General features: G+C 55.8%; 7 protein-coding genes and 1 other RNA gene. 7 read left to right on the forward strand and 1 reads right to left on the reverse strand.

The window, feature by feature from the left end:
* Positions 1-54 precede the first annotated feature (54 nt).
* The 7 genes from BUB69_RS25375 (at position 55) to BUB69_RS25405 (ending at position 9,254) form a co-directional block, all read left to right on the forward strand.
* Positions 55-891, forward strand: coding sequence for a (Fe-S)-binding protein (locus tag BUB69_RS25375; RefSeq protein WP_073172275.1), 837 nt, complete (start codon positions 55-57; stop codon positions 889-891).
* A complete protein-coding gene (locus BUB69_RS25380) occupies positions 888-2,351 on the forward strand; it encodes a LutB/LldF family L-lactate oxidation iron-sulfur protein (RefSeq protein ID WP_073172277.1) in 1,464 nt (487 codons plus the stop codon). The genes BUB69_RS25375 and BUB69_RS25380 overlap by 4 nt, the downstream gene beginning before the upstream one ends.
* Entirely contained in the window at positions 2,348-3,019 is a 672-nt protein-coding gene (locus BUB69_RS25385) for a LutC/YkgG family protein (protein ID WP_073172280.1), read from the forward strand. The genes BUB69_RS25380 and BUB69_RS25385 overlap by 4 nt, the downstream gene beginning before the upstream one ends.
* A complete protein-coding gene (locus BUB69_RS25390; RefSeq protein WP_073172283.1) occupies positions 3,016-5,844 on the forward strand; it encodes an FAD-binding and (Fe-S)-binding domain-containing protein in 2,829 nt (942 codons plus the stop codon). The genes BUB69_RS25385 and BUB69_RS25390 overlap by 4 nt, the downstream gene beginning before the upstream one ends.
* Before the next feature lie 186 nt (positions 5,845-6,030).
* Positions 6,031-6,318, forward strand: coding sequence for a hypothetical protein (locus BUB69_RS25395; protein WP_073172285.1), 288 nt, complete (start codon positions 6,031-6,033; stop codon positions 6,316-6,318).
* 109 nt (positions 6,319-6,427) lie between these two features.
* Positions 6,428-6,819: a transfer-messenger RNA gene (ssrA, locus tag BUB69_RS25400) on the forward strand.
* Between the two features lie 1,904 nt (positions 6,820-8,723).
* Positions 8,724-9,254, forward strand: coding sequence for a hypothetical protein (locus BUB69_RS25405; protein WP_073172287.1), 531 nt, complete (start codon positions 8,724-8,726; stop codon positions 9,252-9,254).
* A gap of 99 nt (positions 9,255-9,353) precedes the next feature.
* Here BUB69_RS25405 and BUB69_RS25410 read toward each other — a convergent pair whose 3' ends face one another.
* Positions 9,354-13,916, reverse strand: a complete 4,563-nt coding sequence (locus BUB69_RS25410) for an AAA family ATPase (protein WP_073172289.1) — start codon at positions 13,914-13,916, stop codon at positions 9,354-9,356.
* Positions 13,917-14,468: the final 552 nt, after the last annotated feature.

The raw sequence follows: 14,468 nt of genomic DNA on the forward strand, positions 1-14,468 counted from the left end.
CAGACCCGTCGGCGTCAGCCATTCATAACCGGGCCCACCCGGAGACTCAAACTGATGAGTACGATTTTTTACAACGCCGCACCCGACACAGCACCCAACGCCACCCGCCTGGCGCCTGCTCGCCATGCGCCCCGTGAGTACCCGGCCGATAAACCGAAACGCGTCTACCTGTTCGGCACCTGCGTGGTGGACCTGTTCTTCCCGGAAGCCGGCATGGACGCGATTCATCTGCTCGAACGCGAAGGCATTCAGGTCGATTATCCACAGGCGCAAAGCTGTTGCGGGCAACCGGCCTACACCTCGGGTTACACCGATCAGGCCCGCGAAGTCGCACGCGTCCAGCTCGAACTATTCAAGGGCGACGCCCCGGTGGTCGTGCCGTCTGGTTCGTGCGCCGGCATGTTTCGCGAACACTATCCCGACCTGTTCAAAGACGAGCCCGAGACGCTGAAGCAGGTACAGCACCTCGCCGCACGCACGTATGAACTCACTGAATTCTTGCTGCACGTCTGCAAGGCACGCCTGAGCGACAACGGCCGCCCCACCCGCATCGCGCTGCACACCTCATGCTCCGCACGCCGTGAAATGAACACCCATCTGCACGCTCGCGAACTGCTCTCCCAGTTGGGTAACGTCGAGCGCGTCGATCACGACCACGAAAGCGAATGCTGCGGCTTCGGTGGGACATTCAGCGTGCGCATGCCGGACATTTCCGGTGCGATGGTCGCCGACAAGACCCGCGCCCTGAAGGAATCCGGCGCCGATCAGATCCTCACTGCCGACTGTGGCTGCCTGATGAACATCAACGGCTCGCTGGAAAAACAGCGCGAAGCGATACGCGGCCAACATCTGGCGAGTTTTCTCTGGCAACGCACCGGAGGTCAGCGATGAACATGCAGACCCGCATCCCCGCCGTCGAAATCCACACCCCGGACTTCCGCGAGCGAGCTCACGAGGCACTAGGCGATCCACAACTGCGCGGCAATTTCCGACGCGCCATGGATTCGCTGATGACCAAGCGCGCCGCCGCCTTCAGCAACGCGGATGAGCGCGAAGACCTGCGCTCGCTGGGCAACGCCATCCGCGCCCGCGCCCTGTCCAAACTGCCCGACCTGCTGGAACAGCTGGAACGCAACCTGATCCGCAATGGCGTGCAGGTGCACTGGGCGGAAACGGTCGAGCAAGCCAACGCCATCGTGTTGTCCATCGTTGAAGCCCACGAAGCCAAACAGGTGATCAAGGGCAAGTCGATGGTCAGCGAAGAAATGGAGATGAACGACTTTCTCGGCGAGCGCGGCATCGAGTGCCTGGAAGCGGACATGGGCGAGTACATCGTGCAGATGGATCACGAAAAGCCCTCGCACATCATCATGCCCGCCATCCACAAGAACGCAGGCCAGGTCGGCAAACTTTTCCATGAAAAGCTCGGCGTGGACTACACCACCGACGTCGATCAACTGATTCAGATCGGCCGTCGCGTGCTGCGCCAGAAATTCTTCGAAGCGGACATTGGCGTCTCGGGCGTCAATTTCGCCGTCGCGGAAACCGGCACCTTGCTGCTGGTGGAAAACGAAGGCAACGGCCGCATGGTCACCAGCGTGCCACCTGTGCACATCGCGGTGACCGGCATCGAAAAGGTCGTCGAGAACCTGCGTGATACCGTGCCGTTGCTGTCGTTGCTGACCCGCTCGGCGCTGGGTATTCCGATCACCACCTACGTCAACATGATCTCCGGCCCGCGCAAGGCCGATGAGCTGGACGGCCCGCAGGAAGTGCACCTGGTGTTGCTGGACAACGGCCGCAGCCAGGCCTTCGCCGACAGCGAGCTGCGCCAGACGCTGAACTGCATTCGCTGCGGCGCGTGCATGAACCACTGCCCGGTCTATACCCGCGTCGGCGGTCACACCTACGGCGAGGTCTACCCCGGCCCCATCGGCAAGATCATCACGCCGCACATGGCGGGCCTGGCGAAGGTCCCGGATCACCCCAGCGCGTCATCCCTGTGCGGCGCGTGCGGCGAAGTCTGTCCGGTGAAAATTCCGATTCCCGCACTGTTGCGGCGTCTGCGCGAAGAAAACGTCAAAGCGCCTGACGCGCCCAACCGGGTCATGCGTGATCAGGGCAGCAAATTCTCGCGCAAGGAACGTTTCATCTGGAACGCCTGGTCGAGGCTCAACACCTCGCCTGCGCTGTATCGTCTGTTCGGCTTCTTCGCTACCCGACTGCGCGGCCTGACACCCGGCAACATCGGCCCGTGGACACAAAACCACAGCGCCCCGAAACCCGCCGCCCGCTCCCTGCACGAAATGGCCCGCGAGCATCTGGAAAGGAAGTCTGGAGACCAACCATGAGTGCCAAGCAGAATATCCTCGCCAAGCTGCGCAAAAGCCTGACAGGCACCACGCCAGTGACCGACCTGTTCGACGAAACGCTGGTCACCGAGCCGTGGCGTTACGCACCGGAAAACCGGATCGAGCAATTGCGCAAACTGATGGAGGCGGTCCACACCGAAATCCACCTGTGCCGCGAACAGGACTGGCCACGCAGGCTCGGCGAACTGGTCAAGGACCGTCAGTTGTCCAGTCTGCTTATCGCACCGGGCACGCCGCACGGCCGCAGGGTCAGCGAACATTGGGCTGCGCAGCCCGATCTGCCCGCACTCAAGGCTTACGACCGGCCCATCGAAGAATGGAAAAAAGACCTGTTCGACGACACGCCCGCCAGCTTCACCACTACGCTGGGCGCGATTGCCGCCACCGGCAGCCTGATCATCTGGCCCACCCGCGAAGAGCCGCGCCTGATGAGCCTGGTGCCGCCCGTGCATTTCGCGCTGCTTAAAGCCAGCGAGATCTACGACAATCTTTATGAAACCCAACTCAAACAGAACTGGGCAGGCGGCATGCCCACCAACGCGCTGTTGGTGTCCGGCCCGTCGAAGACTGCCGACATCGAACAAGTGCTGGCCTATGGCGCCCACGGTCCCAAGGACCTTGTCGTACTGATCGTGGAGGACGCATGAGTCTGCCTGTTGCCTTTCTGGAAAACGTCCGCCGCCTGATCCCGGAAAAGCGTCGCTTCGACGATCCGCTCTCGACCCTGGCATTCGGCACTGACGCCAGCTTTTATCGGCTGATCCCGAAACTGGTGATCCGCGTCGAATCCGAAGACGAAGTCATCGCCCTGCTCAAACGGGCCCAGGCCGAAAAAGTGGCCGTCACCTTTCGGGCCGCAGGCACCAGCCTGTCCGGGCAAGCCATCAGCGACTCGGTGTTGCTGGTGCTCGGCGACAACTGGAACGGGCGCGAACTGCGCAACGAAGGCACACAAATTCGCCTACAACCGGGCGTCATTGGTGCGCAGGCCAACGCCTGGCTGGCCCCCTTCGGCCGCAAGATCGGCCCGGACCCGGCTTCGATCAATGCGTGCAAGATCGGCGGCATCGTCGCCAACAACGCCAGCGGCATGTGCTGCGGCACCGCGCAAAACACCTATCACACGCTGGCGGGCATTCGCCTGATCCTGGCCGACGGCACGCTGATCGACACCGAAGACGCCGCCAGCGTCGCAGCATTTCGCACAAGCCACGCCGACCTGCTGAACAACCTGGATCGCCTGGCCCAGGAAACCCGCGCCAATACCGAACTGGCCGCGAGAATCCGCCACAAATATCGTCTGAAAAACACCACCGGCCTGTCACTCAACGCGCTGGTAGATTTCGATGAGCCACTGGAGATCCTCAGTCATCTGCTGGTCGGCTCCGAAGGTACGCTGGGCTTCATCAGCGCCGTGACTTACAACACGGTGGTCGATCACCCACACAAAGCGTCAGCGCTGCTGGTGTTTCCCGATGTGGAAACCTGTTGCAATGCGGTCACGGTCCTCAAAAGTCAGCCGGTGGCCGCCGTCGAACTGCTTGATCGGCGCAGCATGCGCTCGGTGCAGGACAAACCCGGCATGCCCGCCTTCGTGCGCGAACTGTCGGAAAACGCCTGCGCCCTGCTGATCGAAGCCCGCGCCGCGTCCCGCACCTTGCTCGACGAGCAATTGATACAAATCATGAGTTCGATGGCCGCCTTCCCGGTGGAAAAACAGGTGGACTTCACCCACGACCCTGTTGAAAACGCTCGCCTCTGGGCCATTCGCAAAGACACCTTTCCCGCCGTCGGTGCCGTGCGCCAAACCGGCACCACGGTCATCATCGAAGACGTGACCTTCCCGGTCGAACAACTGGCCATGGGCGTGCGCCGCCTGATCGCACTGTTCGACAAGCACCATTACGACGAGGCGATCCTGTTCGGCCATGCGCTGGAGGGCAACCTGCACTTCGTCTTCACCCAAGGCTTCAACAACCCCGACGAAGTCGCGCGCTATCAGGCCTTCATGGAAGACGTCGCGCAGCTGGTGGCGGTGGAGTTCGGCGGCTCGCTGAAGGCCGAACACGGCACCGGTCGCAACATGGCGCCCTTCGTCGAAAAGGAATGGGGCAGCGACGCTTATCAACTGATGTGGCAGCTCAAACACCTGCTCGACCCCAACGGCATTCTCAACCCCGACGTGGTGCTGAGCACCGACCCGCACATCCACCTCAAACACCTCAAACCCCTGCCCGCCGCCGACGAGATCATCGACAAATGCATCGAATGCGGGTTCTGCGAGCCGGTCTGCCCTTCAAGAGAACTGACCCTGAGCCCACGCCAACGCATCGTGATCTGGCGCGACATTCAGGCGAAAAAACGTGCGGGCGTGGACACCCGGCAACTTGAGCAAGACTACCGCTATCAAGGCATCGACACCTGCGCTGCGACTGGTCTGTGCGCCCAGCGTTGCCCAGTCGGTATCAACACGGGCGAGCTGGTGAAAAAGCTGCGCAGCCTCGACGCCCATCACGGCAAAACCGCAGGCTGGCTGGCGAACAACTTCAGGACGGCACTGCAAGGCGCGCGCTTTACCCTGCACGCAGCCAACGGCGCACGCATGCTGCTGGGCGCGCCACGGCTGGCGAAACTGTCAGCGTCATTAAGCAAACTGTCGGCCGGCCGCGTCCCGCAATGGACACCCGCCATGCCCCAGGCCGAACACCTGATTCGCTTCACACCGCCGGTCGACAATCAGCGACCACGCGTGGTTTACCTGCCCGCCTGCGTCTCCCGCGTCATGGGGCCTAGCGCCAGCGATAAAGAACAGTCGTCGCTGATGGACAAGACCCGCAGCCTGCTGGAAAAAGCCGGTTACCAAGTGGTGTTCCCGGACGATCAGGATAACCTCTGTTGCGGCCAGCCTTTTGCGTCAAAAGGTTACGGCGAACAGGCCGACGAAAAACGCCAGCAACTCCTCGCCGCCCTGACCAAAGCCAGCCGCGGCGGCCTCGACCCGATCTACTGCGACACCAGCCCCTGCACCCTGCGTCTGGTACAAGACCTCAAAGACACCCGCCTGGACCTGTACGACCCGGTGCGCTTCATCCGCACCCACCTGTTGGACAAACTCACCTTTACGCCGCAACAGGAACCGGTCGCCGTCCACGTCACCTGCAGCACCCAACACCTGGGCGAAAGCCAGGCCCTGATCGAACTCGCCAGGCTGTGCAGTACCCACGTGGTCATCCCTGAGGGCATTCATTGCTGCGGGTTTGCGGGCGACAAGGGCTTTACCACGCCCGAGCTGAACGCCCATGCCTTAAGGACACTCAAGGATGCTGTTCAGTACTGTCATGAAGGCATTTCCACCAGCCGCACCTGTGAAATCGGGCTGTCGCAACACAGCGGCATCGACTACCACGGACTGGTCTATCTGGTGGACCGGGTGACACACGCAAAACCGCATGATCAAGCCATTAAGCCGTAGATCGCCCCATTTTGGTGCCTTATGGCACCTATATGGCTTTTTCGCATGAGCCTGAAAATAAATAGAACCCCTGCGTTTCAGCACAGTCCATCCTTTAGGCCCGACAACTTAGCGGGCTCCCAGAAACCTCGGGCAACGGCCTCACTGACCGGCCATACCGAGTCCACAGGCTATAAGGAGAGACACATGAAGCGTACCGCCCTCACAGGATTGTTCCTCAGCGCTGCACTGTTGGCTTCGCCGGTTTTTGCTGCCGATGATTTGTGTGGTGCCAACCTGCAAACGCTCAAGGATGCCCAGACTTCTTCCGGCACCAACCTGAGCCCTGATGTGAAAGAAATGATGGCCAAAACCGAAAAAGACGCAATGGCTGCCAAGGCCAGCGGTGACGAGAAAAAATGCGTTGACCTGACCACCCAGGCCATCACCCGCCTCAAAGGCATTGGCTCCGGCAGCGAAGGCGCCAGCAAGTAAGAATCCTGAAGAGGCCAGGCATCACACTGGCCTCATCGGATGCAGCAGACGGGTCGACGTGCCCCGCCGATTGGCGTACACTCCGCCCAGCGACTGCGAAAGCAGTCTCGGGGCCGATTAGGATTCGACGCCGGTGATGAAACTTTAGGTGCATGCCGAGTTGGTAACAGAACTCGTAAATCCACTGTTGCAACTTTCTATAGTTGCCAATGACGAAAACTACGAGGGCTACGCTCTCGCTGCGTAAGCGGCGCGACTAGCTCTTCTGGTAGCTTCGGCTCCAGCAATCATCAGGGGATGCCTGTAAACCCGAAATGATTGTCATATAGAACAGGATCGTCGCCTAGTACGTTGTGGACGAAGCGACTAAAACTTACGCAACTCGCCCAAAGCACCCTGCCCGTCGGGTCGCTGAGGGTTAACTTAATAGACACGGCTACGCATGTAGTACCGACAGCGGAGTACTGGCGGACGGGGGTTCAAATCCCCCCGGCTCCACCACATTGAAAAAGACGTCCTTGGACGTCTTTTTTTGTGGGTGGAATTTGATCATTGACGCGATCTCACAGCACCTCCACGCAGGCACGTAAAAATAGTTCAACGGCACCAATCGCCTTGTCTCGGGATCATCTGCTGGATCGTACGCCCTCAGCGTGTGAGCCAACTCACCCAGCGTCCGCATCGTAAGGTGCACATTTGCCCGCTCGCCCTCATCCAAAACTTCTTCAGTAAACCAGTCAGTACTCACGTACAGCCCTCGGTCATCCTTGTGCCTACCGCCTGAAAGCTATGAATTTCGTTGCATCGATCAGCTTTGGTCGGGGATATGAACTCGCTGTTAATCCGTAGTATTAGTAGTAGACAGTCCATGTGCTGAACAACCCAGATAGTGCTTCAGAAACTATCTCACGTGTTTGTCGCTACAGGACCAAGGACTTGCGGCCTGTGAGGTGTTCACTGACGCGAAACGCACGGCTCCTTACGACCGGAAGCGAGGGCATGAACCCAGGAATCTGGCCTTCTTAGCGCATCCGAAAATGCGGGCGGGCGGAGGCTGTGCCGACTGACGAGTTCGGCACCTGGAGACCCTGAGTGGGAGAAGGCAACAACATCGACGCCTGGGGCATGCCTGACTGGCAGTCAGGTGCAGCCTTTCCATGGGCTGCGGCACCGGTGCCTGTGTCGTTGCGGATGGCGACGAATCGGATTTGTCAGGCCGATTGTCACTAGGAGAGTTGCGGCAATGCCTTGTACGACGTGGCTTGCAGCAGTGATACGAGCGGCCGTCTCTTTCAAGGAGAAAGAGACGGGCGCGGATTAGCTCAGCTAAGTGTGCCGAGAGATGAAGTTGCTGCAGCGCAGCGAGGAAGGCCCATCGTCCGCCGCAGTGGGCAGATAAGTCGAGTAGGCATCCATCCCTTTTGTGGAGTGACCGTGCGAGCCGCCGGACGCTAATCGCACTTCGGGAGAACCGCCACGTAAGTGGCATAGCCTTGAAGGTTCTGGCTACCTGGGCTGGTGCTGTCAAAGACAGCGGTCCGTGCGCAAATTGTTATACCCACTCGAAAAGGTGGTCAAGCATCACGACCAAAGCGTTCAGAAAGTGGCGACTGTCGCCACTTTTGTCGCCATGCTCCAGACCACGTTCTACATGCGTTGTCGCCGCTGTCGCCATTTATAGCCATATCCCTAAGAAAAGCTCGGCTCTGACGTCGAAACTGCGTTGCACTCGATAGAGATCGAGGGCAATTACTGACGCAAAAAGGAAAGCGTGGTGCTAATCAGATATGAAATGAGACGGTGGATAGCGGTGGCTTCAAAAGAAGAGTGAACCCTCCGACCAGCGCGATCAAAGACCGCTAGATCGGAGGGCTTGGCAGGAAAAGCAAAGTCTCAAACGTCAATTACAGACTCAGGCATCAAGGCTGGTTGATTGGGAGGTGACGGCTTCACGCCGCATGATCAGCGTCTGCTACAACCGCAGCAGAAAACCTGCTTCAAATGTTTCTTGGGGATCACCTGGACGATGATGCTTTCGGTTTTGCGCCAGTGCCCACCACAACGGTACTGATGAGCCATCGAGCTAGGTCTCAGCGCGATCAAACGCCGGCCTCAATTATCGGGTGGAATTCATAGCCCTATGGTGTTCGGATAGGCCCATCGTATGACTTGAACCCACCCTTTGTCGTCGTTTAGCTGCTATGTTCACACTCCAGTAACGGCTGTGTTCGAGGCCGCGTCATCAAACCATTCCCGAATGGTAGGCGCTGCCGTAGCCATCAACACAATCGTGGAAAGGGACCGTTGTTGCCCGGTGGAGGTAAGAGCATCTAATAGCTCTCAAGTCATTCACCGAGACAACATAAAGCCCCGTATCTAATCACTAAGTAAATAGAGTCATTATCGTGCCAGATATCAATGATATAGTAGCCGAAGCAGAAAAAATCAGACGCGCATTAGAATTATGCGATAAAGAAACAACTCCATTGGTTACAAAAGACTTTCCTGCCATGAACTGCAAGCTATCCTCATTAATACTTACTTACCACATTCTAAAAAAATGGCCGACAATCACGGTCTATGGCGTATCTGGAGTGGCCACTGACCACTACGAAAATGATACGATATCTCACTACTGGCTGGAGCTCCAAGAAATAGCGATAGATATAACAGCTGACCAGTACAACATCATTGAAGATAAAAATCTCAACACAAGAATAATCATCAACAGGCCGTTCAACCCAGTATCCAGCGGACGAATTGGCAGCCTACCCAATTACAGCCTATTCAAAATCATCAACAGGGATATTTATATTAGCGGTTTACCAGAGCTAGCGGAAGACTTCCTTGAAAAACTTCATTACACCCACGAGATACTAACGGATATTTTTCCATCAGAGCAAGAATACTCTAAGATATTTCACCCCACTTACTAGGCAGGACCAACGATCGCAGCTTACTACATATTCCGCACGATCAATTGTAGACTTTATATACTCTACAGCCACCGTAAACCTCAGGTGCCTACATTGTTTTTAAGGTCGCTCAGCTGCCGCAAGCCAATCACTGACACCTGAAACTCCACGAGACAACAATTCGTCCTGCACCGAAACGACACGCTGAAGCATCGCTCCTCCATCGGTTTCTTCCCATTCTTCCGCTTCTGCAAACAGCCGGGTAAGTAACTGAGTGAAATTTCCACCATGGTCGTACATGTGTGCGCCTTTCTCTCGCACATAGTCAAGGTACAGTTCAAAGACCGTAAGAGCTTCCGCAGGATCTCGCTGCGCAGTAGCGCTTAACCATTCATCTAGACCATAGATATGTGCATTGGCGCCATCGCTACTCGCCTCCCGAGAGGCGAAATAGCAACGGATGAGATCAGAAGGTACGCCCGTCACATCGCTACGAAACAGCTGGCTCATTCGCTGCACGACAGCGCTGACATGCGAACCGACGGACAGGCCATATTCAAGACCTGCAATACATTGGGTGCGGTACCTGCCGAAGTTCTGGGCGTTCGCCCAGACGGCTGAAGCTCCATGCCATGCAGAAACTTCATTTATTGCAGACAGCTCAATCATTAGCTCGGAAGTACGACCGTGATGAGGTAAGGCGGCTAAAGCGGATATTCTTCCCCAAGTCTCGAAATCCTTACCAACCCCTTCCAAGCGAAGACGCCGCAACCATTTCGAAACGCGCTCAAAATCATTATGGTAAGCGTAATAGAGACATGGCTCCGCCCCTCCCCACAGCCCAGACGTGCTGCCTTTCATGCAGCGATCGAACAAATCCCAGCCCACGTTGGAGTCCAAACTCTGCAGGTACGCCAAGCGCCGAATAATCACAGCGGCTATAGCCGGATTTCCCTCATCAGCAAAATCGAACAAAAGTCGCAGTAATGCGTCAGGCAGCGGTGTACCATCGTCCAGCAAGTTAGTAGCCAGAATCACCAGCGCCTCGGCAATATGCCCACGAGCCATGTTGATCCCAACATCAAGATGGTCGACCCCATCACCACTGATAGACACCTCCTCACGCATCTTCAAAAATTCCGCCCCCAAACTAACCAGGCGTTGAACCTGGTCGACGTCCTCAATCACATGAGCACATGCGTTCAGAGCGTTCGACGCAGCGCGGTTCTGTCGCCAATATTTTGCATTGTAACCAAGCTCGTGAATAATCTTTCCTGCCAACGTAGGTCCATCTACAGCGACAAATGGCACCCAGGAACTCTCTGACCGCAAATTGCCGTGAAGATGAGCTAAGCAATTACCAGATCCGCTCATGATTGCGTCGCGAAAAAGTGGGGCAATGTCATACCAACTTTCCAACATAATTCCCAAAAAACGATCTGGATCACGAGACGCTGCCTCTCGAAGCATCGAGGCAACTTCATCCTTACCGCCGATCAAGTGTTCTTCAAACGCACGTTCGTATCCGGCGTATTGCTTTAGGAGCCGCAGTACCCCACGGTTACTCGTTTCGAGGAATACGCTATATGGGAAAGGCGCTGAAACCATCCCACTCCAAGCCCGAATTGGTGGCGCATCATTGAAGATCCCCTCGCGCTCAATTACTTCTTCAAGTAGCAACTGAGCGTTTATCGGACGCAAATGACATGGAATACATGCAATAAGCCGTGCCTGAACACTTCGCCTCCATGAGATCTCTCGCTCGTCTTGGTCATCACACTCACCAATAGCGAATACTGCCGCGTTCACAATGTCCTGTTGGCTCGAATCAAAATGAACAAACACAACCTTGGCAAGACAACCTAGCTCGTAGAGAAACTCGGAATCCTCCAAAAACTGATCACAGAACAATCGTACTGAAAGATCGGCATTGAGAGACGGGGCTTCTTTGCACGCGAGCATCCCAAAATAGCGCAACGCCCCCTCATGGCTGAGACAGAGCCGTTCACGATTGCCTCGCCACCATTCTGAATCAAGTGAAGCATGGTTGAGCACAGCCGCTTCAATTGCGCTCATGAGTAGGCTATCTGCCTCTACATGCTGGAAATCGTCCTGGGTGCGAATAGCCCTATACGAAGTACTCCGCAAGAATCCCGAGCTATCAGCAGCCCACTCTCCAATTTCCGATATTCTGAATCGACTCCAATCTTCTATAGAAGAAATTGCAAGATTCAATAGCTCTACAGAGGATTTAATACGCTCGGCAATGTAATGCTTGCATTGATCACCGAACTCATAATCCTGCCACCTAAGCTTTGCGCCAATATGGTGAAGATCACGCACGTCATCCTCAGTAACTCCACCGGTAACAAACGTCCACAGCACCTCATCTGATAAGAGACCAACGGCGATGCAACGCGCGATGGATCGCCCAAGGTGGCTATGCTCATGCACAGGTATACGAAGAAGTGCCTCCACCAACTTCACGGTAAGAATTGCATGTTCAGGCGCTACATCGGACAGCAAGTACCCCAGCCTGCTTGCAACAAGGCCTTGATCCATCCAGTCGGCCTCAAGCAGTTCGGTCCAGAATGGCAAGACCAATAATGGAGTCTGATTGACCCACACTGAAGATCTGTGCAGATGCATCATCAGCGCTTCTTGGTCCCGCTCAGCCCTCAGCACAGGTACTAAATGCGTAAACCAAAACTCGCCCCACTCGACCGCCTCGCCTTGCAAATAGATGACCTGAAACACATCATTACAATCTCTACGGAGATCGCGAAGTAGCGGCCAGTCATCATTATGAGGCGGTCGATCCGCGAATGATTCCGCCACAAGGCGACGCACATGGAATGAGCACTTCCCCATAAGAACAGCGCGCAACTGAGTTCGAAACACCCGACGATCACCGACAGCCAACTGCGCTACGAAACTTCGAATACTCGGCCTAATGAATGGCGCAGGTGACGAGCTCAGGATAAACCCGTTCAGTGTCACTCCCCTTCGAATGGCTGAGCTGATCACTAGCACATCAAGCAAAGTCTGGTGGCCAAACCCCACCCGGCCGTCCAAAGCTTGATGCAGCACGTTGTGACTGAGCAGTACACGCAAGACACTTTGCAACCCACCGAATCGCTGAGCAGGGATAGTGAGGCTGCGGGTACGAAGCATCTCGTCCGCGACTGACTCTATTGCTTCAAGCGCTACATCACCCAATCTCGCGTCTGCACGAACCAATGTATCCAGGTAACGCTGTGTCAGCGCTTGGCTAGTCACAACACTAAACCCGCCCTCCAACTGCGCAAGCTCGATGAAGATCGCGAGTTCTCGATGATTTTGAATGAGTGCGCGCGTTGATACGTCTATTCCCGCAGTATCAATATCAAGTGACTGAAGCAACGGCAGCACTTCGCAGTTCCAATCCAAAGGTTGGCAAGCCAGCTCACACTCCCACACTCGCGCTGCCAGACGACGGTCGTAGCGACGGTCAAAATCACGGCAGGCCGTCAGCACGGTCACGTTCTCGATAAACAATAGCCTGTCGATTTGTGCCAAGAAATACGTTAGTGCCGCGTGCTCGCGCGCGATAGACAGTACATCGAGCGAATCAACAACAATGACAACGTGAGCTTTGTCAGCAAGACGAGCAACCTTTTCTACCCAGTCTTCGCATAAACCCTGAGCCTGGCGATCCTGTGCAGTCGCAAGGTCAGCAAACTCTCGGGCCTGGATGAACAAAGGCACTAATGAGCTATCACATTTGGCTCGGAGTTCCAGTGCTTCTTGCACAGCTAGAAGGGCGCACGTTTTTCCCGATCCTGGCAGTCCAATGAGCAGGATGGAGCGCTTCCTATTGTGAATAGCAGAAAGTAAATCATCAACGACATGACTTGGAAGCCGCCTTCCACCTGTTTCGCGCCGCCAATTCCGCCCAACAGCAGATACGTCGTTAAGCGAGGCGCGAATTTCAGACTCGTCCATATGCGGCGCAAGCATTGACCCTGATTGTTTAAGCAGTGCAATGAGGTCCTCCCTCGTCAATCGATGATGAACAGACGCCGCCTTTGAGCCGACCGAGGGCCGCCGCGAGCCCAGTTGATTGAGACGGTGCCAAAGGGTGTCGTAAGCAGTCTGCACATTGGTCGCCAGAAGACGCAACCGCTCTAGCAACGCCCCTTCAAGATCACTGAAATCATCTGTGTTGTGGAAGGTAGTGCGGCCTAAGAAATCATAGGTAGTAAGCGATACGGTGGTGTTGAAGGTACGGCCCAAAGAGGCATCAGTTGTCGCATGCTCCGCTGTAAGGCTGTCTAGGTAGCTCTTCTCATCGGGCTGCGTTGCACAATGCTCTCGCAGCTTAGCCACGAGACCGAACGTACCCCGCGAATAGAAACGCACCTCTGCGTTCAAATCCCCCGCTAATAGACGGGACGCCTTTTCAAGCTCACTTGAAAGATCGACAACTGTCCACGGCTTGAAATCAGGCTGATTTTTTTTGCACTGACAGCAAATGATCGATCCATCGGCCTTCCCGATAACCACGTCATCCACTAACCAACGAGTGGAGTCAACCTCCAGCCATTGGTACTCGGCGTCAGAGAGAATCGTTATAGCCCATCGCATAGCGATCAGTGTCTGATAGCTATCCCCTCGATTTGAACGAACACCGGCAAGACTCATTGGTTACCTAAGGAGTGCATTAATGAAAGAACTTGCATCAGAGGAGTGACCACAGTCGCCATAAAAAAGGTCTATCACGCGATGCAGCTTCAAGCCAAAATTCCGTACCTTTGCTTTTAAACATCGGTGCGATCTCAGCGGAGTATCAGTATCAGAAAGCTATCACAGACAGCCCACAACGATCTATCATCGAGCGAAGCCCTGCATCGTTCTTGCTGACACGAACCCTCCCCCATTGATGTAATGCATGGTTATCAGGAGGATAATTTGACGGGTTTTTACTCAGATAAAACTGCCGAATACGCGCTAGTCCCGAAGTTTGCTGAGCTACTCGCACCATTGGGGACCGTGGTTCCTATCGCCTTCTCTGGGCGACGTGAGAATACCCTTTTAGGTCTTGAGTCTATGACAGGTGAAAGCTTTCGCTTAGTCGCGTTCTTCGCTAGGGAATCTCCGAACAAGTCCCAAGATGTGCTGAAATACGCCTGACCACCTGATCCGAGCCGCCCATGAGCCAGATGAGCTTTTCCGATTTCGAATATGCCGGCAAGC

Origin of the sequence: Pseudomonas asturiensis (assembly GCF_900143095.1) — a bacterium.
Taxonomy (GTDB): domain Bacteria; phylum Pseudomonadota; class Gammaproteobacteria; order Pseudomonadales; family Pseudomonadaceae; genus Aquipseudomonas; species Aquipseudomonas asturiensis.